Source organism: Bradyrhizobium sp. ORS 278 (genome assembly GCF_000026145.1).
Classification (GTDB): domain Bacteria; phylum Pseudomonadota; class Alphaproteobacteria; order Rhizobiales; family Xanthobacteraceae; genus Bradyrhizobium.
Map to the genome: position 1 here is coordinate 6,386,378 of NC_009445.1, position 21,594 is coordinate 6,407,971.

The following is a 21,594-nucleotide window of genomic DNA, read 5'->3' on the forward strand; positions in this document are numbered from 1 at the left end:
CGAGATCGATCCATGTTCTCGCATGGGTGAAGTTAGCCTAACCGCTTTCGATCCCGCAACATCCTCGCAGCTCGGAGTCGCCGACGCCGCAATCCGCTCACGGTTGCACCTTCCTTTAGCTCGTCGGCATTGTCGACGGCACGCTCAGGATGCAAGATGGCCGGGTTGCCACAACGGAGCTCGGCAGGCGTGCACGACATCGGTCTCACTGCGATTGATCTCGGGCTGCGCGGCGCCGCGAGTGGCCTGTTCACGATGATCGTTCTGGTGCTGATCAGGCTGCGCCCTGCAAATGCGCTGGCCATTCTCGGTCTTGTGATGTCGGCCGGCGGCGCCGGCTTCGCCATCGCCACCGCGCCGTTCGTCCCGGCATCCACCTATTGGTGGACGCTGCCGATCCTGTCGGCGCAGCCGGTGGTGTTCTGGCTATGGGCGCGCGCGGCGTTCGACGACGAGTTTACGCTGCGGCGCTGGCACGGCGCGGTCTGGCTGGCGGTGATCGCGCTCGGCTTCACGGCGTCGCTGAGCTGGCCGATGTGGCCCGCCGTCACCAAGGTCTGCGCCAAGGGCCTGTCGGCCGTGGCGCTCGTCTTATCGCTGCTCGCGATCGTACAGACGGTGTCGACCTGGCGTGACGACCTGATCGCGCGGCGCCGGCTGCTGCGCATGGCCGTGGTCGTCCTGAACCTCGGCTTCATCGTCTTCGTCGCGGGGCCGCCTCTGCTGCCACTGCCCGTGGCGCCGCTCGGGCTCGTCGCCAACACCGGCGGAGTCGGCAGCTTGATCAGCGCGCTGACGCTCTGCGCGCTGGCGATGCTGGCAAGCTGGATGCTTTTCGGAGCGAACGCCGCCGCGGCGTTAGCGAGTCCGGTCGTCGTGACGGCCGGCATCTCCGACGAGACGCCAGCCGCCGGGCCGGCCGACCCGCGCCCGGTCGTCGCACCGCTGCTGCTGCGCCGGCTCGACCATCTCATGACCGCCGAGCGAATTTATCGCCAGGAAGGGCTGTCGATCGGCGGTCTCGCCGCCAAGCTCAACGTGCCGGAATATCGGCTGCGGCAGGCGATCAACGAGGGCCTCGGCCACCGCAACTTCAACGCCTTTCTCAACCGCTACCGGATCGACGATGCCAAGGCCGCGCTGGCGGATCCCAGCCAGCGCGAGGTACCGGTGCTGACGATCGCAATCGATGCCGGCTTCCAGTCGATCGGACCGTTCAACCGCGCCTTCAAGGCGGCAACGGGCATGACGCCGACGGAATTCCGCCGCAAGGCGCCGGCCACGACGGCCGATTTGAAGATTCGGCAAGCCGACTGAAAGATTCGGCTGGCCGAATTCGCGATCCGGCCGACACGCAAGGGCTGGCGGACGCAAGGGTGAAAGGCACCGTTTCGTCGCTCGCGAGGATTTCATGCCCAGCACCACCTCACCTGCCTCCACGTCCGAACGGCTGCATGCGCTCGATGCGGTCAGAGCGATCGCCCTTTTGCTCGGCATCGTGCTGCATTCGGCAATCTCGTTCGTGCCGCCGGGACCAACGCGGACCTGGTTCATAGAGGACACGCATCCGAGCGCGATGCTCGGCATCGTGACTTTCGTCATCCACGTGTTCCGGATGACCACCTTCTTCCTGATGGCCGGCCTGTTCGCCCGCATGAGCCTGCACCGGCGCGGCGTCACGGGCTTCGTCAAGGACCGTCTGCTGAGAATTGCGCTGCCGCTGGTGGTCACCTGGCCGATCTTGTTCGTGCCGATGGCTGTCGTCGTCATGTGGGCCAGCCAGTTTCCACATGGTGGACCGGTGCCCAGCATGGGCGGCTGGCCGCCGGATCTGCCGCGCTTTCCGCTGACGCATCTGTGGTTTCTCTACGTGCTGATCGAACTCTACGCCGCGGCGCTGCTGCTGCGCTGGGGCGTGGCCGTGATCGACACCGACGGACGGTGGCATGCGGCGGCCGATCGGCTGTTCGCGCGGATCATGCACAGCCGGCTCGCGCCGGCGATCCTCGCGCTGCCGATCATGATCGCGCTCAGCCTCGATCCGAGATGGGTCGGCTTCATCGGCGTGCGCACGCCGGACCAGTCGCTGATCACCAACGGGCAGGCCTGGATCGGCTTTGGCACCGCCTTCGCGGTCGGCTGGCTGCTGCATCGGCAGATCGCGCTGCTGAAGGTGCTGGAGCAGCGCTGGATGTTCAACGCGGCCGCAGCGATCGTCCTGACCGGCCTCAGCTTCGCGCTGGCGCTCGGCGTCGCCATGGTGGCCCGGCGCGTCTGGGCCGCACCGGTCGACCTCTCAACCCTCAGGCTCGCGGGCGCGATCGTCTATGCGCTGGCGATCTGGACCACGAGCTTCGCGGCGATCGGGCTGGCGTTGCGCTTCATGGCGGGCTTCAGCCCCGCCAGGCGCTATCTCGCCGATGCCTCCTACTGGCTTTATCTGATCCACCTGCCGATCGTGATGGCGCTGCAGGTCGCGGTGTCGCAACTCGACTGGCCATGGCCGGCGAAATACGCGTTGATCCTGCTCGTGGCGATGCCGACCATGCTGGCGAGCTATCATTGGCTCGTACGCGATACCGTCCTGGGCCGGATGCTGAACGGCAAGCGCATCAATCGGCCAGCGGCACCGATGCCTGTCATCGGCGATTCCGTGCGCACGTAGCGCCGACGCATCCCCGATGCCTGCTGCCGCGCCGCTCCTGGTCAAATTTTGATCAGCGCGAGTCGGCGCGGCCGCGCTAGATTCAAGATGCGGCGTCCTGCAACTGCGTCGCGACGAGCGCGAGGCCAGCCCATGTCCCTGTTCATCCGTGGCGGCACGGTGGTGAACCACGATCATTCCCGCCGCGCCGACGTGCTCATCCAAAGCGGGACGATCGTTGCCGTCGGCACCGCGATCGAGCCGCCGCTGTCGGCCGAGGTGATCGATGCCGATGGCTGCTATGTGCTTCCTGGCGGCATCGATCCGCACACCCATCTCGAGCTCGGCTTCATGGGAACGGTGTCGGCCGACGATTTCGAATGGGGCACTAAGGCGGGGCTGTCAGGCGGCACCACAATGGTGGTGGATTTCTGCATCCCCGACCCCGGGCAGTCGATGCTCGCGGCCTATCAGGACTGGCGGCGCAAATCGGAGAAGGCTGCGGCCGACTACGGCTTCCACATGGCCGTGACCTCCTGGTCGAAGCAGGTGTTCGACGAGATGGAGGTGGTGGTCAAGACCTACGGCATCAACACCTTCAAGCATTTCATGGCCTACAAGGGCGCGCTGATGGTGAATGACGACGAGTTGTACAACTCGTTCGCGCGTTGCGCAGCGCTCGGCGCAATGCCGCTGGTCCATGCCGAGAACGGCGACGTCGTCGCACGCATGCAGGAGGCGATACTGGCGCGCGGCATCGACGGGCCGGAGGGCCACGCGTTCTCGCGCCCACCGGAGGTCGAGGGCGAGGCGACCAGCCGCGCGATCATGATCGCCGACATGACGGGCGCGCCGCTCTATGTCGTGCACACCAGCTGCCGCCAGTCGCACGAGGCGATCGCGCGCGCCCGCGCCGCCGGCCAGCGCGTCTATGGCGAGCCGCTGATCCAGCATCTGCTGCTCGACGACAGCGAATATCGCCGTGACGACTGGGACCATGCCGCGGCCTGCGTGATGTCGCCGCCGTTCCGCGACCGGGCGCATCAGGACAGCCTGTGGGCCGGACTGCAATCGGGCTCGCTGCAGGTGGTCGCGACCGATCATTGCGCCTTCACGCTGGCGCAGAAGCGCCTCGGCCGCGGCGACTTCCGCAGGATTCCGAACGGCACCGGCGGGCTCGAGGACCGGATGCCGCTGCTGTGGACGGCCGGCGTCGGCACCGGACGGCTGACCAAGGAGGAGTTCGTCGCGGTCACCTCGGCGAATATCGCGCGCATCCTCAATATCTTCCCGCGCAAGGGCGCGATCATGGCGGGCTCCGATGCTGACCTGGTGGTGTGGGACCCGGCCGCCCACAAGACGATCCGCGCCAGCCGTCAGGTCAGCCGCATCGACTACAACGTCTTCGAAGGCTTCACCTGCACCGGCGGCCCCGCCATGACGGTGTCGCGTGGACGCATCGCCTGGCGCGACGGCGAGTTGCGCGCGCAAGCCGGCGACGGCCGCTATGTCGAGCGGCCGGCCTTTCCGTCCGTGCATGTCGCCAATTCCACCTGGAAGGAGATCACCGCGCCGCGCGCCGTCGCGCGCGAGATGGTCACGCCCTAGACGATCGGCTTCCGAAGTCCTGTCGGAAGTGATCCGCGGCCATCCCGCCCTCCGCTGTCATCGTCGGCGGAGGCGCAGCGGCGAATTGCTCGCCTCAGATCGTCGCGCGAATCATGCCCGGCGCGGCGGCATTTACCGGGCGGAAACTGTTGCTGTCGTCAAATGCGAGCATGGCACAGTTGCGCATGGAAGTTCGCGATTCGGCCGGCACCATCCTGCCGGGCTATGGCGACGCATTCTTCGATCTCAGGCTGCCCGGCGATCATTGCCGCGTGGCGCAGAGCCTGCTCCGGATGATTCGCGGCGACGACGTCCGCTCGCCGGTCCACAGCGTGCACTTCTTCCGCGACCACGCGGAAATCGGGTGCTGGTCTGTCGACGACGAGCACGCGGAAATGATCGTGATGGACGCGTTCGCGCACACGCCGCCGGCGGCGGCGTAACCTGTCCCGCGACAGGCGCGGACACGTCGCGCTCAGACGATGCGCGGATGCGCCTTCTGATGCCAGGCCCAGGCCGAGCGGATGACGTGGCCGAGATCGGAGCGGCGCGCCTTGAAGCCGAGTTCCTGCTCGGCGCGGGTGGGATCGGCGACCAGGATCGGCGGATCGCCGGCGCGGCGCTCGCGATAAACCAGCGGCACCTGCTCGCCGGTCTCGTTGCGGATCGCATCGACGATCTCGCGCACGGAATAGCCGCTGCCGGTCCCCAGATTGTAGGCGCCGCCGGCACCCCCTTCCAGCAGCCGGCCGAGCGCGGCGATATGGGCGGCGGCGAGGTCGTCGACGTGAATGTAATCGCGCACTGCGGTGCCGTCAGGTGTCTCGTAGTCGGTGCCGAAGATCGCGAAGTCGGGCACGTGCCCGAGGATCGCCATCAGCGCGCGCGGAATCAGATGCGTCTCGGGATCGCGCAACTCGCCGATCGTGCCTGACGCGTCGGCGCCGCAGGCGTTGAAGTAGCGCAGCGCGGTGGCGGAGAAGCCGTAGGCGGCGCGATAGTCGGCCAGGATCTGCTCGATCATGTATTTGGAACGGCCGTAAGGATTGACGGTCGGCCCCGCCGCGCTCTCCGGGATCGGCTCGCGCCCGGCATTGCCGTAGACTGCGCCGGTCGAGGAGAACACGAGCCGCGTGCAGCCGGCCTCGCGCATGCCCTGCAACAGGCCCAGCGTGCCGGCGACGTTGTTGAGGTAATATTTCTGCGGATCGGCCACCGACTCGCCGACGGCGCTCCAGGCCGCGAAGTGCATCACCGCCTTGACGTCGTATTGCCGGATCGTGCTCGCGATCTTGATGCTGTCGGCGATATCGCCGACCATCAGCGGCCCCCATTGCACGAAGCCGCGATGGCCCGTCGTCAGATTGTCATAGACGACCGGCGTGAAGCCGGCTTCGGCGACCGCCTTGCTGCAATGAGCTCCGATATAGCCGGCGCCGCCGGCGATCAGGATCGCGCCTTTCGTACTCATGAGTCGTTATGCCCTTTACCTGCAATCAATGGATGAAGCTGAGCGCCAAATACCAAGCACCATAAGCGAGCGTTGCAGTCGGAGCAAATTCAACTACCTGCAAGGTGGCGCCGGACGGCGTTCGCTGCGCTCGTCGCTCACCGGTTAACCGTCGTGGCGTCATTCGTAGGAGAGCGGACCGGGCAAACACTGCATATAGAGAGCCGCAACGCGGAGCGACGAGATCTGGCAGTGAACAAGTATCGTACCGCGATTCGCAATCGATTCGGACGCGGTTCGTTCCAGCCGCGTTCCGAGCGTTAACAGCGGAGCTCTTCGGTGTCGCGTTCTGGAACAATCCTGCATCGGGGCGGTGCTGAGATTGTCTTCGCGTGGCGACGACCGCGATCCACCCGGTTCCATCGGTGTGCGCGCGCAGGCGCCATTCCGGAGTCGAGGTGGCGCGGGACGCAGAATGAGGTAGCAATAGTCCGGCGTCGAAACGTGATGCAGGAGGGCGCATCGTGAGTGAAACGAGCAACGTCGATGCGGCGTCGCGCGCGGCAGCGCCGCAACCGCCCTCGCCCGCTGCGTCGCCCGGCCTCTGGGCGCGCCTCGCCATTCCGCTGCTGGCCGTCATCGTTGCGTTGGGGTTCGTGGCGCTCGCGACGACGCGCTGGGACGCCTGGACCGGCAACGCCACGACGCAGTCGACCAACGACGCCTATGTCCGCGCCGACCTCACCCAGCTCTCGAGCCGCGTCGCCGGCGAGGTGCTGAAGGTCGCGGTCAGCGATTTCCAGCAGGTCAAGGCCGGCGACATCCTGATCCAGATCGATCCGGCCGACTACGAGGCGCAGGTCGCGCAGGCCGAGGCCAATGTCGCGGCGGCACAGGCGGCGCTTGACAATCTCGGCAACCAGATCGAGCTGCAATACGCGACCATCGCCCAGGCCGAGGCGCAGCAGGTCTCGGCGGGCGCCGCCGAGGTGCAGGCGCGGCAGGAGGAGGAGCGCCAGCAGTCGCTGTCGCAGACCGAGGCCGGCACGCGGCAACGGCTCGAGCAAGCCACCGCCGCCTATGCCAAGGCGCAGGCAGACGTGCGCGCCAGCCGCGCCGTCATCGCCGCGCAGCGCCATCAGCTGGAGGTGCTCACCGGCACCAAGACGCAGCGCGGCGCCGACCTCGCCGGCGCCAAAGCGGCGCTGGCCGCCGCCAGGCTGAAGCTCGGCTACACCAAGATCACGGCGCCGTTCGACGGAGTCGTCGGTCAGCGCCAGGTGCAGACCGGCGACTACGTCAACATCGGCAGCAGCCTGATCGCCGTGGTGCCGCTGCCGCAGGTCTTCATCATCGCGAATTACAAGGAGACCCAGCTCACGCATGTCGCGCCCGGTCAGCCGGTCGACGTCACCGTGGACTCGTTTCCGGGCGAGAAGCTGCACGGCCGGGTCGAGCGGATCGCGCCGGCCTCCGGCTCGCAATTCGCGCTGCTGCCGCCTGACAATGCGACCGGCAATTTCACCAAGGTCGTGCAGCGCATTCCCGTGCGCATCGCGCTCGATGCCGATCAGCCGTTGCTCGCGCGCCTGCTGCCGGGCATGTCGGTGGTGACCCACATCCGCACCGCGGGCGCTGCCGATGGCGGCAAGTGACCCGACGAGCGAGAGCATCAGCGCCGCCGATCGCGGACCGCTGTCGCGCGGCGGCGTCGCGCCGCAGCCGCTGTTCGCGGTCGGCGCCGTGCTGCTCGGCTCCTTCCTCGCCAATTTCGACAGCCGTCTCACCTCGGTCGGTTTGCCCGATCTGCGCGGCGCGTTCGGGCTCGGCTTCGACCAGGGCGCGTGGCTGTCGACCGCCGCGATCGGCTCGCAGATCTTCATCGCGCCCGCCGTGGCCTGGCTCGCCACGGCGTTCGGCCTGCGCCGCGTGCTCGGCGTTCCGAGCCTGATCTATGCCGCGGTGTCGCTCATCATTCCGTTCGTGCGCGACTACCCGACCCTGATCACGCTCGCGATCATCCACGGCATGCTGCTCGGCACCTTCGTGCCGGCAACCTTGATGATCGTCTTCCGCAACCTGCCGATCCGCTGGTGGCTGCCGGCAATCTCGATCTACTCGATCCGCGTCGGCGTCGCACTGGACACCTCGACGTCGCTGGTCGGCTTCTATGTCGAGCATCTCGGCTGGCAGTGGCTGTACTGGCAGGGCGTCGTGCTGGCCCCCCTGATGGCACTGATGGTCTATCTCGGGACGCCGAGCGAACCGGTCAATCGCACGCTGCTCGAGAACGCCGACTGGGGCGGCATGCTGCTGCTCGGCAGCGCCGTGTCGATGATCTATGCCGGCCTCGATCAGGGCAACCGGCTCGACTGGCTGCAATCCGGCACGGTGGTGGCGCTGCTGGCCGGCGGCGCCGTGCTGTTCGTGCTGTTTCTCGTCAACGAGGCGCTGGCGCCGCAGCCATGGGCGCATGTCAACGTGCTGCTTTCGCGCAACATCGGGCTCTCGCTGGCGGTCATTCTGCTGTACACGCTGACCAGCCTGTCGAACGCGTCGCTGGTGCCGAACTTCCTCGCTACGATCACGCAACTGCGCCCCGAGCAGAGCGGCTCGCTGCTGTTGCTCTATGGCGCCTTGCCGATGCTCGTGCTGGTCCCGCTCTCGATCGCGATGCTGCGCCATCTCGATCCCCGCATCGTCGTCGTGTTCGGCCTCAGCGCGTTCGCCGCGGCCAATCTGATGGGCACGCAGCTGACCCACGCCTGGGCGCGCGAGGACTTCATCGTCATCGTGGTACTGCAATCGATTGGTCAAGCGTTGACCCTGCTGCCGATCATCATTTTGGCGCTGTCCAACTCCGATCCGGCGCGCGCGACCTCGTTCGCCGCCTACATCCAGATCATGCGGCTCGGCGGCGCCGAGATCGGCGTCGCGCTGATGGGCACGTGGCTGCGGGTGCGCGAGCAAATGCATTCGGCCACTCTCGGCCTCAACATCCAGCGCGGCGACGGCGATGTCGCCCGCGCGCTGCAGCGGCTGACCGGCTTTTTCACCGCCCACGGCGGCGCCCAGGCCAAGGCCCGCGCGATCGGGACGCTGGCCGCCGAGGTCCAGCGCGAGGCCAATGTGCTGGCCTATCTCGATGCGTTCTGGCTATGCTTCTGGCTCGCGATCACCGCACTCGGGCTGGTCGCATTGATCACGCGCGCGCCGCCGGGTCCGTTCTCCCCGACCCCCGTCCGCTTCGGCGCAGGCTGGGTGAAGCGCATCGCCGCAAGATTCACATAAGATAATCTCCGGGCCAGCGTGACTAACAACTAATCATCTGTTGCTTATTCGCGACAGACGGATCCGCGAGCAGTTGATCAAATGATGATCATCCTCGCATGGAACTCGAAAATCCGACTTGTTTGAAACACCTGAATGCCCGATCACCGCCACGCTGTCGCACTGCGTTCATCTGCGATTCCTAAAGTCGTTGACGGCAGGGCGGATCAAACAACAACGGGGACTTGACATCATGCGCAAGCATGCCGCGGCGGCGTTGGCCGTGATCGGAACACTGACAACTTCATCAGCACAGGCGCAATCGGGCAACGGCAGCGATGCCGAGATCGCGCTGCTCAAGCAGCAGCTGCGGCTGATGGAGCAGAAGCTGGATCGCCTGCAGAGGCAGACATCGGCCAACGCCCAGGCCGCGGCCAGCGCGAGCGCCAAGGCCGACACTGCCAAGGCGGAAATCAAGACCGCGGTGGCCAATGCCAATGCGGCGATCCCGGTGAAGGGCGCGGTGGCGCCGTCGGGCGTGGTCGTGACCATGCCGAACAACCGGCCGACGATCTGCACCGCGGACGAGCAGAATTGCATCTCGCTCACCAGCCGCGTGCATTGGGATGTCGGCGGCTACGACTTCCGTCCGAACAGCGCGGCGACCGCGCCGCAACGCCTGGACAACGGCGAGAACGTCCGGCGCGCCCGCATCGGCGTGCTGGGCAAATTCCTCGGCGATTGGAATTACGCCCTGGTCTATGATTTCGGCGGCACGTCCGACGGCTTCGGCGGCACCGCGGCCGGCTCGCTGCCGGGCGGCGGCGTCTCCGGCATCGAGAACGCCTATCTGAGCTACACCGGCATCCGGCCGTTCGGCGGCAAGATGGCCATCGAAGGCGGCATCATGGACGTGCCGTGGACGCTCGCCGAGGCGACGAGCTCCAACGACATCCTGTTCATGGAGCGTGCTTCCTCCAACGTGATCGCGACCAACATCGCGGCCGGCGATTTCCGCTCCGCCATCGGCAGCCGCTGGTGGAACGACACGTTCTGGGCCGGCGCCTATGTCACCGGGCCGACGACGGGCCAGATCCACTCCTATTCGAGCGTGACCCCCAACGGCTCGACCGAACAATATGGCGTGGTCGCGCGCGCGGCCGGACAGCTCGTCAGCGGCTCCGACTATTCGCTGCATCTCGGCGGCAATTTCGAGGACCTGATCCAGCCGGCGCGCAACACCGTCACCGGCGCACAGACGCTCACCTTGAGCGACCGGCCCGAGCTGCGCATCGATCCGACGACGCTGATCTCGACCGGTGCGATCGCCAACGTCTCGAACGCCCAGGTGTACGGCATCGAGGCGGCCGCAACCTACGGCTCGTTCTTCTTCCAGGGCGAGTACTACTGGTACAATGTCGAGCGCGGCGCCAATACCGGCCTGCCGCCGTTCGGCGCGCGCAACCTGAAGTTGGACGGCGGCTATGCTGAGGCGAGCTACGTGCTGACGGGCGAGCGGCACAAATACAACCCGGCGACGGCCTCCTATTCCGGCATCACGCCGGCGCGCCCGTTCGCCTGGCAGTCCGGCGATTGGGGCGCGTGGGAAATCGCCGGCCGGTTCTCGACCGTCGATCTCAACGACCAGCTCGCCACCGCGGCCGGCATCGCCGGCGGCCGCCAGAACATCTACACCGCCGGCCTCAACTGGTACGTCAGCGGCAACATCCGCTTCATGCTCAACTACCTGCATGGCGACATCGCGCGGCAGGCGAGCGCGACCAGCACGGTCAACACGGGCTCGAAGTTCGACGCGGTCGGCTTCCGCACCCAGGTGGCGTTCTGAGGCACGCAGGACGCGCTCTTGACGATGAAGGCCCGGCATCTGCCGGGCCTTTTGCGTTTACGATTGGCCGGCTGCGGTCGCCATTTCGGTGCATGCGCTCGCTGCATCTCGTGGGCGCCTGCGGTGAGACACGACATCTAGCCGTGAACAGACCCCCAACCCGTGATTCGCCAGCGATTCGGACGCGGTTCGTTCCAGCCGCGTTCCGAACGTTAACCGCATCGCCGTGAGCGTCGCATTCTGGGACATCATTCCCGCGATGGTTGCGGCAGCTCGTCGAGCGGCCATTTCGGACGCTTGATCTTGGTGTACGGCAACGTCGTCACGTCGCGCGCGACCACGCCGGGCGCATCGACCATGATGATGTCGGCCGCGATCGGCGCGAATGATGCGCGGAAATGCTGGGCCGATTTCACCACCACGAGCTTGCGCGTCGAAGGATCACAGCCGAGCTGCGTGAAGAAGTCCTTCCCGAAGGCCTGGCAACGGAAGGTCGTGATCACGACCTCCACACCTTGGCTTTCGATCAGCGCGCAATCGCCGAGCTTGGCCGGCGTGCCGGCAAGCCCCGTCATCACCATGTTTTCCTTCAGCGCCTTGATCTCCCAGGTCGCATCGACCGGAGCACCGGACAGCGGCCCGATCTTGCCGCCGATACGCAACGGCAGCTTGGCGCCGACGCCGGCATCGAAGGCGATGCGCACCGCGATCGGATCCCACATCGGGCCGACGCAGACGTTCTCGATGTTCCGTTCGAGCACGCGGCGCAGGATGAAGGTGGAATCGCCCGGCGCACCGCCGCCGGGATTGTCGCTGGCGTCGCCGAGCACGATGGTGCCGTGCTTCGCCAGCGCCTGGTCCAGCGCGGCATCGACGCCGGGCATGCGCTCGGTCACGGCCTCACGCATGCCGATCAGCTCATCCGCGAGCTTGCGCGCCAAGCCTTGCGCTTTCGCGCCGTCGGGATCAACCGCCGCATCGCTATAGACCAGCACCTTGGTGCCCATCGCCGGCGTGTCGCCCCAGCCGAAGCCGTGCACGATGGACGCCGACACGATGCCGTCCTTGCCTTCCAGCGCGGTGATGCGGTCGACGAAGCTGCGCACCGGCTCGCGCGTGGTGTGCAGGGTCACGATCATGTCGGTGTCGACCAGCGCCTTGCGCAGCGTCAGCCGCTTCTCGGCCAGTTCGGTGCAGTGCTTCACCAGATCCTGCGCGCGCTCGAGGATGTCCGTGTGCGGATATTCTTTCCAGCAGATCAGGAGATCCGCGCTCTCGACCATGAGATCGCTCATATGGACGTGCGGATCGAGCGTCGCGCCGATCACGACGTCAGGGCCCGCGATCTCGCGGATCCGCGACAGCAGATCGCCCTCGCAATCATCAGTGCCGTCGGCGATCATCGCGCCGTGCAGGCCGATCAGGGCCATGTCGATCGGCAGCGCGGCCTTGAGGTCGGCGAGGATCTGGTCGCGCAAGGTCTCGAACGCCGCACGGGTGACGAGCCCGTTCGGCACGGCGGCGGCGACGAGGCCTTCGATCAGCGTCCAGCCCCTGGCCGGTCCGACTTGCCGCGCGGCCCACAACGGCCCGCCGTGCATCTGCATCTTGTCCGGATGCGTTCCGGCGGGAAAATACGCCCGCTCGTGGAACGTCGCGATGCCGGTCGGCATCGGCGCGAACGTGTTGGTTTCAGTCGCGAGGGCGGCAGAGAAGACACGCATGAAAAAGCTGATCCGTTCGGTGTCGAGGGAAGGCAGGCGGCTCGTCCTGTCCGACCCGCCGCAGCGGCGACCCGGCCGCAGCCACCGATGCCTGATGCATTTGGCCGCCGGAGAGGCTACCATGCGGCCGATGGCGGACGATAAATTGAAACGGCGGTTGACGACAGTGCTGTGCGCGGATGTGCACGGCTATTCCCGCCTGATGGGCGCGGACGAGGCCGGCACGCTGGAGACACTGCGCCGCTATCGCGCAGCCATTGCGCGACTGGTGGAGCGCCACGAGGGCCGCGTCGTCAACACCTGGGGCGATGCCGTGATCGCGGAGTTCCCCAGCGTCGTCGAGGCCGTGCAATGCGCGGTCGAGATTCAGCAGGAAATCTCGAGTCAGCCATCGACCGCTCCTGACGCGCAGAGGATGCAGTTTCGCATCGGCGTCAATCTCGGCGACGTGATGGTGGACGGCTCGGACATCTTCGGCGATGGCGTCAACATCGCCGCGCGTTTGCAGGAATTGGCGGAGCCCGGCGGCATCGTGGTCTCTGCCCCTGTCTACGATCAGGTTCATAACAAGCTCTCGATCGGCTTTGACTGTCTCGGTCAGCAACAGCTCAAGAACGTCGCGCCCGTCACCAGCTATCGTGTCACGGTCGGCGGCCACGCCGGCCAGCGACCGGACACTCCGGTTGACGACGGCGCGCTGCGCACGCGCGCATTCGCGGCCTCGGCCGCGCGACCTTCCTTACGCGACGGGGACCACCGATCCGCATCGGCAAGCACCGTATCGAGCACCGTGTCGAGTTACTTCGCAGCTCTGCCCCGCCCGCTCGCAACGAGCCTCACGGTGTCGGCCTTTCTGTTTCTGATCAATGTGTTCACCGGCCTGCACAAAATCTGGTTTCACTGGCCCGTCGCAGTCTTGCTGTTCGGCGGCATCATGCGGACGATGCTCCAGAACAAGCCGTCCGATGAGCGTGAGCGGGGCCGGACACGCCAGGACTGAGCGGGCATCGACCGTCACCGGGTCGAATCCGCGGTTGCTGTCCTCGACGGCCCTTTGCCGGACATGTCGCCGTTACGCGCGCACCGACTGATCCTCGATGGCCTTGACCGCCACGGCCGCGACCTGCGCCAGCGCCTCGCGGTCGGCGCCAGACGACGCCATCACGCTCATGCCGGTGATCACGGCGGAGACATAGCGCGCGAGCGCGGCGGGGTCGGCGGTCGCGGCCAGATCGCGCTCCTCCTTCGCGCGCTCGAAGCGATGGCGGAGCTGCTCCTCGGTCTGGGCGCGGCGGGCGGCGAGCTCGAACGGGACATTGGATGAGCCCGAGCCGCAGGCGAGCCCGCCCTGCACCAGAAGGCAGCCCGGTGGATTGGACGGGTCGGTCTGCTTCTCGGCGACACCCATCAGCATCCGCGCGGTGACCTCACGGGCCGTCGGCGCGCTCAGCACCTCCTCCATCCACGCCTCGCGACGCGCCGTGTAGCGATCCAGCGCAGCCTTCAGCAGCGCCTCCTTGCTGCCGAACGCGGCGTAGAGGCTCGGCGGGTTAATGCCCATGGCGTCGGTGAGCTGGGCGATGGTCGCGCCCTCATAGCCATGGCGCCAGAACACCTCCATGGCTTGCTCCAGCGCGGTGTCGCGGTCGAAAGTCCGGGGCCGTCCGATACCCATCTGCAAATCTCCTGTCTTCGTCTCCGCCCCGATCGATTTCTTATCTATTTGCGATTCCTGGCCATTTCTTTGATCTGCCGCAGCCGCCAAAGTTCCGTCTAGGTTTTTCGTAGCATCCGTTACATAAGTCTCTTGCGAACGAGTTGCCAGCGCCACATTTGTAGCGAGCACTACAAATCTGGAGCGCGCCAATGCCTTCGCCCACCCCCGTTTCCTCCGGCCGCCTGAAGCGGTGGCTCAGCACCGCTGCCGTCGTCGGCGCGGTGATCGCCGCCGGCTCTTATGCCGGCTCGCACTATTTCCATGTCAGCCCGATGCCGCAGGCCGCCCGGGCCGCCGCGCCTGAGCAGGCCGTCGCGGTGACCGTCTCCGTTGTCGAGCCGCGCAAGGCCAGCCTGTGGGATGAATTCTCCGGCCGCCTCGAAGCGGTCGAGCGCGTCGAGGTCCGGCCGCGCGTTGCCGGCGCCATCCTCGCCACCAATTTTACCGAGGGCTCGCTGGTGAAGGCCGGCGACGTCCTGTTCAAGATCGATCCGGCGCCCTATGCCGCCGAGGTCGACCGTGCGCAGGCACAACTCGAAGCCGCCCGCGCCCGCGCGGCCTTCGCCGCCAGCGAGCTGGAGCGCGGCGCCCAGCTGGTCGGCAATTCGATCGTGACCAAGCGCGACTACGACCAGCGCGACAACGGCAATCGCGAGGCGATCGCCAACGTCAAGGCGGCGGAAGCCGCGCTGCAGGCAGCGAAGCTCAATCTCGACTACACGCAGGTTCGCGCGCCGGTCGACGGCCGGGTCGGCCGGATCGAGGTCACCGTCGGCAACCTCGTCGCCGCCGGCTCCGCCTCGCCGGTGCTGACCAACCTCGTTTCCGTCAATCCGATCTATGCGAGCTTCGACGCCACCGAGGATGTCGTGCTGCGGGCGCTGGCGGCTGTGGCCGATGGGTCTGGCAAGCGCGGCAATCTCGACCGCATCCCGGTGGAGATGACGACGTCGGGCGGCATCACGGCCTCCGGCCACATCCAGCTGATCGACAACCAGGTGCAGGGCCAGACCGGCACCATCCGCGTCCGCGCCGTGTTCGAGAACGAGACCGGCACCTTGATCCCCGGCCAGTTCGCCCGCGTCCGCATGGGCCAGCCGCAACAGCAATCCCTGGTGCTGCTCGACGAGCGCGCCATCGGCACCGACCAGGACAAGAAGTTCGTGATGGTGGTCGGCGACGACGAGCGCGCGGTGTACCGCCCGGTCACGATCGGCGGCAGCATCGAGGGTCTGCGCATCATCTCGGCCGGGCTGAAGCCTGGTGAGCGCGTGGTCGTCAACGGCCTGCAACGGGTGCGCCCGGGCGCGCTGCTGAAGACGCAGGTCGCCGAGATGGGCGCGCGGGATGGGGCGGATGCGAAACAGGTGGCGCAGCGCTGAGCGTCAATGGATCACGGCTGCCAACGCCACCCACAGCCGTCGTCCCGGCGAACGCCGGGACCCATAACCACCGGACTTGCTTATCGACAAAGAAAGATGACCCGCAGTCTTTTTCACCAATCAGCCGTCCGCGGTATGGGTCCCGGCGTTCGCCGGGACGACACCGAGGGTGAGGCGGCGACGAGCACAACAACACGAGCAAACACAGCCTTAGAGGTCACCTGCTGATGATGCTCAGCTGCCAACGCCACCCACAGTCGTCGTCCCGGCGAACGCCGGGACCCATAGCCACCGGCCTCGCTTGTCGACAAAGAAAGATAACCCGCAGTCTTTTTCTCCAATCATCCATCCGCGGTATGGGTCCCGGCGTTCGCCGGGACGACGCCGAGGGTGAGGCGACAGCGAGATCCTATTTGGCGCCGCTCAGCGTCTTTGAACAAGCCCACCGACAACTCACAACGTCAGCCACGCGCTGACCTCTCCCGACCACGGGGCCTTCCATGAACCTCTCTAAATTCTTCATCGACCGGCCGATCTTCGCAGGTGTGCTGTCGACGCTCATCTTTCTCGGCGGTCTCATCGCGCTGTTCTCGATGCCGATCTCGGAATATCCCGACGTCGTGCCGCCCTCCGTCGTGGTGCGCGCGACCTATCCCGGCGCTAATCCGAAGGTGATCGCCGAGACGGTGGCGACGCCGATCGAGGAGCAAATCAACGGTGTCGAGAACATGCTCTATATGAGCAGCCAGGCGACCACCGACGGCGCCATGACGCTCACCGTCACCTTCAAGCTCGGCACCGATCCGGACAAGGCGACGCAGCTGGTACAGAACCGGGTGCAGCAGGCCGAGCCGCGGCTGCCCAACGTCGTGCGCCAGCTCGGCGTCATCACCAAGAAGAGCTCGCCCGATCTCACCATGGTCGTGCATCTGATCTCGCCCAATGGCCGCTACGACACGACGTATCTGCGCAACTACGCGGTGCTCAACGTCAAGGACCGGCTGGCGCGCATCGACGGCGTCGGTGACGTGCAGCTGTTCGGGGCCGGCGACTATTCGATGCGGGTGTGGGTCGACCCGCAGAAGGCGGCCGAGCATGGCCTGTCGGCCAGCGACATCGTCAAGGCGATCCAGGCGCAGAACGTCGAGGCCGCCGCCGGCGTGGTCGGTGCGTCGCCGAGCGTCAAGGGCCTCGATTTGCAGCTCTCGGTGAACGCTGAGGGACGGCTGTCCAACGAGGACCAGTTCGCCGACATCGTCGTCAAAACCGGCGCGCATGGCGAGGTCACGCGGCTGCGCGACGTCGCCCGCATCGAGCTCGGCGCCTCCGAATACGGCCTGCGCTCGCTGCTCGACAACAAGCAGGCGGTGGCGATCCCGATCTTCCAGGCGCCCGGCTCCAACGCGCTGCAGATCTCCGACAACGTCCGCGCCACCATGGCGGAGATCAAGAAGACGATGCCGGAAGGCGTCGAATATCACATCGTCTACGATCCGACCCAGTTCGTGCGCTCCTCGATCGAGGCCGTGGTGCACACGCTGTTCGAGGCGATCGTGCTGGTCGTGATCGTAGTGATCCTGTTCCTGCAGACCTGGCGCGCCTCGATCATCCCGCTGCTGGCCGTGCCCGTCTCGATCGTCGGCACCTTCGCGGTGATGCATCTGTTCGGCTTCTCGATCAACGCGCTCAGCCTGTTCGGCCTGGTGCTCGCGATCGGCATCGTCGTCGACGACGCCATCGTCGTGGTCGAGAACGTCGAGCGCAACATCGAATCGGGACTGTCGCCGCGCGACGCCACCTATCAGGCGATGCGTGAGGTGTCCGGCCCGATCATCGCGATCGCGCTGGTGCTGGTCGCGGTGTTCGTGCCGCTCGCCTTCATCTCCGGCTTGACCGGTCAGTTCTACAAGCAGTTCGCGCTGACGATTGCGATCTCCACCGTGATCTCGGCCGTGAACTCGCTCACCCTGTCGCCGGCACTGTCGGCGCTGCTGCTCAAGGGCCACCACGACCCGAAGGACCGCCTCACCCGCATCCTCGACCGCTCGCTCGGCTGGTTCTTCCGCGGCTTCAACCGCGCCTTCGTCCGCGCTTCCGACAATTACAGTGGCAGCGTCTCCCGGGTGATTTCGGGCAAGGCCGCCGTGATGATGCTCTACGTGCTGCTGATCGGCGCGACAGGCTTTCTGTTCAAGCAGGTGCCGGGCGGCTTCGTGCCGGGCCAGGACAAGCAATATCTGGTCGGCTTCGCGCGGCTGCCGGACGGCGCCACGCTCGACCGGTCGGAAGAGGTGATCCGCAAGATGAGCGATATCGCGCTGACGCAGCCTGGTGTCGAGAGCTCGATCGCCTTTCCGGGCCTGTCGATCTCCGGCTTCACCAACTCGTCCAACGCCGGCATCGTGTTCTCCGGGCTGAAGCCGTTCGACGAGCGCAAGGATCCGTCGCTGTCGGGCGGCGCGATCGCCCTGCAGCTCAACAAGAAATACGCAGGGATCCAGGACGCGTTCATCGCGATGTTCCCGCCGCCGCCGGTCAACGGCCTCGGCACGATCGGCGGCTTCAAGCTGCAGATCGAGGACCGCGCCGGCCGCGGCTACGACGCGCTCAACGACGTCACCACCGCCTTCATGGGAGCCCTGCAGAAGTCACCGGAGATCGCCGGCGCATTCTCAAGCTTCCAGGTCAACGTGCCGCAGCTGTTCGCCGACATCGACCGCACCAAGGCGCTGCAACTCGGCGTTCCCGTCACGGAAGTGTTCAACACCCTGCAGATCTACCTCGGCTCCTACTACGTGAACGACTTCAACAAGTTCGGCCGCACCTACTCGGTGCGCGTGCAGGCCGATGCGCCGTTCCGGGCCCGCGCCGACGACATCCGCCAGCTCAAGGTGCGCTCGGCTTCCGGCGACATGGTGCCGCTGTCGGCACTGCTCAACGTCAGGCAGAGCGCCGGGCCTGAGCGCGCCATCCGCTACAACGGCTTCCTGTCGGCGGACATCAACGCAGCCGCGGCGCCCGGGTTCTCGTCGGGCCAGGCGCAGGCCGCCGCCGAGCGGATCGCCGCGGAGGTGCTGCCGCCGGGCTTCGCCTTCGAATGGACCGACCTGACCTATCAGGAGTTCATCGCCGGCAACTCCGGGCTCTGGGTGTTTCCGCTCGCGATCCTGCTGGTGTTCCTGGTGCTGGCGGCGCTCTACGAGAGCCTGACCTTGCCGCTGGCGATCCTGATGATCGTGCCGATGGCCCTGCTGGCGGCAATGGCCGGCGTCTACATCTCGAAGGGCGACAACAACATCTTCACCCAGATCGGCCTGATCGTGCTCGTCGGCCTCTCCGCCAAGAACGCGATCCTGATCGTCGAGTTCGCGCGCGAGCTCGAATTCGCCGGGCGCACGCCGCTCCGCGCGGCGATCGAGGCCAGCCGTCTGCGGCTACGGCCGATCCTGATGACGTCGATGGCGTTCATCATGGGCGTGCTGCCGCTGGTGCTGTCGACCGGCGCCGGTTCGGAGATGCGGCGCGCGATGGGCGTCGCGGTGTTCTCCGGCATGATCGGAGTCACCGTGTTCGGCCTGTTCCTGACGCCCGTGTTCTACGTGCTGCTGCGGACGCTGACCGGGATGAAGCCGCTGATCCAGCACAACGACCACGGCACGGTCGCAGCTCAACCCGCGGAGTAAACAGAAATGTGAACAGGCCTGCCGTCGGACGCCGCAAACCCAATCGTCTCTTGCTCCGTAAAGGCAAGTGACAGTCGGCGTCCCCGTCAAGCATCCCCGATGATCCAATTCACGATCACTTCTGCACGACTGTGAAACGGATCACAGACCAGCGCAGCGAGATGGAGGACGCCAACTCCAGCACGTTGCGCCGACCCGGCGGCCTTTCCCGCACCAGGCCGCCGGGTCATCTGACTGAAGGAGTTGCAATATGGATTTTTTGAATCATCTCGTTGCCGCCAGGCTGATGAAGACGGCGCAGGGTTTCGAGCGCATCGGCGTCCACGGCCTGCCCCGTCGTTTGCCTGCGCCGACCACGCGCTTTGGGACGACTCCGACGACATTGGCGCTGGTGGTGGATCGTCAAGCCAACGATCCAAGCGCCGCACAACGCTGTCCCGGCGCCGAGAGCGTCTGATCGCCGTCAACAGCAGCGCACGTGGCGGGACCCGGCCCGCCACGTATCGGTCTGGGGCTTACGCGAGGGTCGCCTTGATGGTCCCGACCCAATCCGCAAAGCTCTGGGGCGCGGCGCCGGTGATCATCTGATAGTCGCGCGTGACCTCGGCGACGCGGCCTTGCGCGGTGTTCGTGTCGAACGAGGCGAAGACCTCGGCTAACGGCCGCGGCAGACCGGCGCCCACCATGCCCTGGATCAAGCCTTCAAGCGGCACCTGCACCACCTCGATGGGCTTGCCCAGCGCAGCCGAGATGATCTGCGCCTGCTCGACCTTCGTGAGGGCCTTGGCGCCGCTCAGCGTGAACCTCTGCTGACCCGTGAAGTCGCCGGCCAGCACCGTCGCGGCGGCACGTGCAAGATCGTCGCGGGAGATATCGGCTGCGCCGCCGCCCTCGTCCGCGGTAAACCAGCGTCCCGAACCCAGGATCTGCGGCAACGACATCAGCAGGTTCTCGAAGTACCAGTGATTGCGCAGGACGGTCCAACCGGCGAGCTGGCTGTTCTGGAGAGCGGCCTCCGTCAGCGCGTGGTCCGGCGAAATCAGCAGCGGGGAGTTCTCCGGCTTCGGCATCGACGTGTAGACGACATGCTCGACGCCGGCCTGCTCCGCGGCAGCGATGGCGCGGCCATGCTGCTCCGCGCGATAGCCGGGGCGATCGAGCCGGTCGGTCGAGATCAGCAGCATGCGCTGCGCACCGGCAAAGGCTGCGGCCAACGACTGCGGATCGTCGAAATCCGCCGCCCGGACGGTGACGCCTTGCGCGGCCAGCTCCTGCAACTGCTCCGGCTTGCGGGTCGTCGCGACGATGCTGGTGGCCGGCACCTTCAGGGTGGTCAGGAGGTGACGGATGACGGCGCGGCCGAGCTGGCCGGCGGCGCCGGTCACGAGGAGAGATTTGGACATCATTAACTTTCGTCGAGGGGCTGCTGGGGTCAAAATGTTGGCGACGCTGCGCGCAGCGGGCTAAGGTCTCTTTCTGAGACCTGCACTACATTAGGAACGGGCATCGTTTGTCGAAAGAAGGCAGTTTTCTGGGAGATAGGCACATGAAGGGAACTGCCCCGGCCAAGGCGTTCGCTGACGCATCGGCGCCTGCGGAGGGGCCGCGCGCCTGGAAGGAGAAGTTCGTTTCGATCGACGACTGCCCGATCCGCACGGTGATCAATCAGATCGGCGATAAATGGAGCGTGCTGATCCTCGCCGTGCTCGGCACCCGTCCGCATCGTTTCGGCGAGCTCAGGCGCGAGATCGATGACATCTCGCAACGCATGCTGACGCAGACCCTGCGCGACCTGCAGCGCGACGGGCTGATTGCGCGGCGCGTCATCCCCACCGTGCCGCCGAGTGTCGAGTACAGCGTCACGGCGCTCGGGCAGAGCCTGCTCGAGCCGATGTCGCGCCTGATCGGCTGGGCCGAGCAGCACCAGGCCGAGATCAAATCGGCGCGGCAGAGATTCGACGAGAGCGTCGCGCCGGAGTGAGCGATCGCAACGCAGACGCGTCTTGTTCGCACGCAGCTATGGCTTAAGGGTCTTGCAGCAGCGCTCCACCTGCTAAGCAGCCATCGCATCTGCCCACTCTGAGCTTTTCGCGAATCCGTCTCCACGTCGTCATGCCCGGGCTCCGTCCCGCCTGCGCCGCCGAAGCCGCTTCGGCGCGGCGAAGGCCCGGGCATCCACGTCGTTCTCAGCACGCCGGCCGACGTGGATGGCCGGGACAAGCCCGGCCATGACGACGTGGGGACAAACGAGCGCAACACTGCGATCGTCA

At 66.4% G+C, this 21,594-nt stretch carries 16 protein-coding genes; 12 read left to right on the forward strand and 4 right to left on the reverse strand.

Features of this window, described 5'->3' with window-relative positions:
• Positions 1-156 precede the first annotated feature (156 nt).
• The 4 genes from BRADO_RS28670 to BRADO_RS28685 all read left to right on the forward strand — a co-directional run bounded on the left by BRADO_RS28670 (position 157) and on the right by BRADO_RS28685 (position 4,695).
• Complete coding sequence (locus tag BRADO_RS28670) at positions 157-1,317, forward strand: helix-turn-helix domain-containing protein (RefSeq protein ID WP_012029698.1); 1,161 nt, start codon at positions 157-159, stop codon at positions 1,315-1,317.
• Between the two features lie 94 nt (positions 1,318-1,411).
• Positions 1,412-2,665 (forward strand): acyltransferase family protein, encoded by a 1,254-nt coding sequence (locus tag BRADO_RS28675; protein ID WP_012029699.1) that lies wholly within the window; start codon positions 1,412-1,414, stop codon positions 2,663-2,665.
• A 132-nt stretch (positions 2,666-2,797) separates the two neighbouring features.
• Positions 2,798-4,252, forward strand: a complete 1,455-nt coding sequence (gene hydA / locus BRADO_RS28680) for a dihydropyrimidinase (protein WP_012029700.1) — start codon at positions 2,798-2,800, stop codon at positions 4,250-4,252.
• Positions 4,253-4,365: 113 nt separating this feature from the next.
• Positions 4,366-4,695, forward strand: coding sequence for a hypothetical protein (locus BRADO_RS28685; protein ID WP_244422909.1), 330 nt, complete (start codon positions 4,366-4,368; stop codon positions 4,693-4,695).
• 32 nt (positions 4,696-4,727) lie between these two features.
• Here the strand turns inward: BRADO_RS28685 and galE are convergent, their stop codons facing one another.
• Positions 4,728-5,723: a UDP-glucose 4-epimerase GalE gene (gene galE, locus BRADO_RS28690; protein WP_012029702.1), complete on the reverse strand. Its 996-nt coding sequence runs from the start codon at positions 5,721-5,723 to the stop codon at positions 4,728-4,730.
• 503 nt (positions 5,724-6,226) lie between these two features.
• On the opposite strand from galE, the gene BRADO_RS28695 reads away from it, so the two are divergent.
• The 3 genes from BRADO_RS28695 to BRADO_RS28705 all read left to right on the forward strand — a co-directional run bounded on the left by BRADO_RS28695 (position 6,227) and on the right by BRADO_RS28705 (position 10,818).
• Positions 6,227-7,357 carry an HlyD family secretion protein gene (locus BRADO_RS28695; RefSeq protein WP_012029703.1) on the forward strand — a complete coding sequence of 377 codons (1,131 nt, stop codon included), beginning with the start codon at positions 6,227-6,229 and terminating at the stop codon, positions 7,355-7,357.
• A complete protein-coding gene (locus BRADO_RS28700) occupies positions 7,344-8,993 on the forward strand; it encodes an MFS transporter (RefSeq protein WP_012029704.1) in 1,650 nt (549 codons plus the stop codon). Before BRADO_RS28695 ends, BRADO_RS28700 begins: the two co-directional genes overlap by 14 nt.
• A 232-nt stretch (positions 8,994-9,225) precedes the next feature.
• Positions 9,226-10,818, forward strand: a complete 1,593-nt coding sequence (locus BRADO_RS28705; RefSeq protein ID WP_085972825.1) for an OprO/OprP family phosphate-selective porin — start codon at positions 9,226-9,228, stop codon at positions 10,816-10,818.
• 248 nt (positions 10,819-11,066) lie between these two features.
• Here BRADO_RS28705 and BRADO_RS28710 read toward each other — a convergent pair whose 3' ends face one another.
• Positions 11,067-12,542, reverse strand: coding sequence for a M81 family metallopeptidase (locus tag BRADO_RS28710; protein WP_012029706.1), 1,476 nt, complete (start codon positions 12,540-12,542; stop codon positions 11,067-11,069).
• Between the two features lie 130 nt (positions 12,543-12,672).
• Here BRADO_RS28710 and BRADO_RS28715 point away from each other — a divergent pair, with 130 nt between their 5' ends.
• Positions 12,673-13,542: an adenylate/guanylate cyclase domain-containing protein gene (locus BRADO_RS28715; RefSeq protein WP_041757089.1), complete on the forward strand. Its 870-nt coding sequence runs from the start codon at positions 12,673-12,675 to the stop codon at positions 13,540-13,542.
• Between the two features lie 72 nt (positions 13,543-13,614).
• Here the strand turns inward: BRADO_RS28715 and BRADO_RS28720 are convergent, their stop codons facing one another.
• Complete coding sequence (locus BRADO_RS28720) at positions 13,615-14,217, reverse strand: TetR/AcrR family transcriptional regulator (RefSeq protein WP_012029708.1); 603 nt, start codon at positions 14,215-14,217, stop codon at positions 13,615-13,617.
• A gap of 191 nt (positions 14,218-14,408) precedes the next feature.
• Between BRADO_RS28720 and BRADO_RS28725 the strand changes: the two genes are divergently transcribed.
• The 3 genes from BRADO_RS28725 to BRADO_RS28735 all read left to right on the forward strand — a co-directional run bounded on the left by BRADO_RS28725 (position 14,409) and on the right by BRADO_RS28735 (position 19,781).
• Entirely contained in the window at positions 14,409-15,641 is a 1,233-nt protein-coding gene (locus tag BRADO_RS28725) for an efflux RND transporter periplasmic adaptor subunit (RefSeq protein WP_012029709.1), read from the forward strand.
• Positions 15,642-16,141: 500 nt separating this feature from the next.
• On the forward strand, positions 16,142-19,324 hold the full coding sequence (locus tag BRADO_RS28730; RefSeq protein WP_012029710.1) for an efflux RND transporter permease subunit: 3,183 nt from the start codon (positions 16,142-16,144) through the stop codon (positions 19,322-19,324).
• A gap of 250 nt (positions 19,325-19,574) precedes the next feature.
• Positions 19,575-19,781 carry a hypothetical protein gene (locus BRADO_RS28735; RefSeq protein ID WP_012029711.1) on the forward strand — a complete coding sequence of 69 codons (207 nt, stop codon included), beginning with the start codon at positions 19,575-19,577 and terminating at the stop codon, positions 19,779-19,781.
• A gap of 58 nt (positions 19,782-19,839) precedes the next feature.
• Here BRADO_RS28735 and BRADO_RS28740 read toward each other — a convergent pair whose 3' ends face one another.
• Complete coding sequence (locus tag BRADO_RS28740) at positions 19,840-20,727, reverse strand: SDR family oxidoreductase (protein WP_041757792.1); 888 nt, start codon at positions 20,725-20,727, stop codon at positions 19,840-19,842.
• A 143-nt stretch (positions 20,728-20,870) separates the two neighbouring features.
• Here BRADO_RS28740 and BRADO_RS28745 point away from each other — a divergent pair, with 143 nt between their 5' ends.
• Complete coding sequence (locus tag BRADO_RS28745) at positions 20,871-21,305, forward strand: helix-turn-helix domain-containing protein (protein ID WP_012029713.1); 435 nt, start codon at positions 20,871-20,873, stop codon at positions 21,303-21,305.
• Positions 21,306-21,594 lie beyond the last annotated feature (289 nt).

What these genes read in the sequence shown, in the direction of transcription:
- BRADO_RS28670 (WP_012029698.1), top strand. Translation starts at nt 157, where the DNA reads ATGGCCGGGTTGCCACAACGGAGCTCGGCAGGCGTGCACGACATCGGT.
- BRADO_RS28675 (WP_012029699.1), top strand. Translation starts at nt 1,412, where the DNA reads ATGCCCAGCACCACCTCACCTGCCTCCACGTCCGAACGGCTGCATGCG.
- hydA (WP_012029700.1), top strand. Translation starts at nt 2,798, where the DNA reads ATGTCCCTGTTCATCCGTGGCGGCACGGTGGTGAACCACGATCATTCC.
- BRADO_RS28685 (WP_244422909.1), top strand. Translation starts at nt 4,366, where the DNA reads ATGCCCGGCGCGGCGGCATTTACCGGGCGGAAACTGTTGCTGTCGTCA.
- galE (WP_012029702.1), bottom strand. Translation starts at nt 5,723, where the DNA reads ATGAGTACGAAAGGCGCGATCCTGATCGCCGGCGGCGCCGGCTATATC.
- BRADO_RS28700 (WP_012029704.1), top strand. Translation starts at nt 7,344, where the DNA reads ATGGCGGCAAGTGACCCGACGAGCGAGAGCATCAGCGCCGCCGATCGC.
- BRADO_RS28705 (WP_085972825.1), top strand. Translation starts at nt 9,226, where the DNA reads ATGCGCAAGCATGCCGCGGCGGCGTTGGCCGTGATCGGAACACTGACA.
- BRADO_RS28710 (WP_012029706.1), bottom strand. Translation starts at nt 12,542, where the DNA reads ATGCGTGTCTTCTCTGCCGCCCTCGCGACTGAAACCAACACGTTCGCG.
- BRADO_RS28715 (WP_041757089.1), top strand. Translation starts at nt 12,673, where the DNA reads ATGGCGGACGATAAATTGAAACGGCGGTTGACGACAGTGCTGTGCGCG.
- BRADO_RS28720 (WP_012029708.1), bottom strand. Translation starts at nt 14,217, where the DNA reads ATGGGTATCGGACGGCCCCGGACTTTCGACCGCGACACCGCGCTGGAG.
- BRADO_RS28725 (WP_012029709.1), top strand. Translation starts at nt 14,409, where the DNA reads ATGCCTTCGCCCACCCCCGTTTCCTCCGGCCGCCTGAAGCGGTGGCTC.
- BRADO_RS28730 (WP_012029710.1), top strand. Translation starts at nt 16,142, where the DNA reads ATGAACCTCTCTAAATTCTTCATCGACCGGCCGATCTTCGCAGGTGTG.
- BRADO_RS28735 (WP_012029711.1), top strand. Translation starts at nt 19,575, where the DNA reads ATGGATTTTTTGAATCATCTCGTTGCCGCCAGGCTGATGAAGACGGCG.
- BRADO_RS28740 (WP_041757792.1), bottom strand. Translation starts at nt 20,727, where the DNA reads ATGTCCAAATCTCTCCTCGTGACCGGCGCCGCCGGCCAGCTCGGCCGC.
- BRADO_RS28745 (WP_012029713.1), top strand. Translation starts at nt 20,871, where the DNA reads ATGAAGGGAACTGCCCCGGCCAAGGCGTTCGCTGACGCATCGGCGCCT.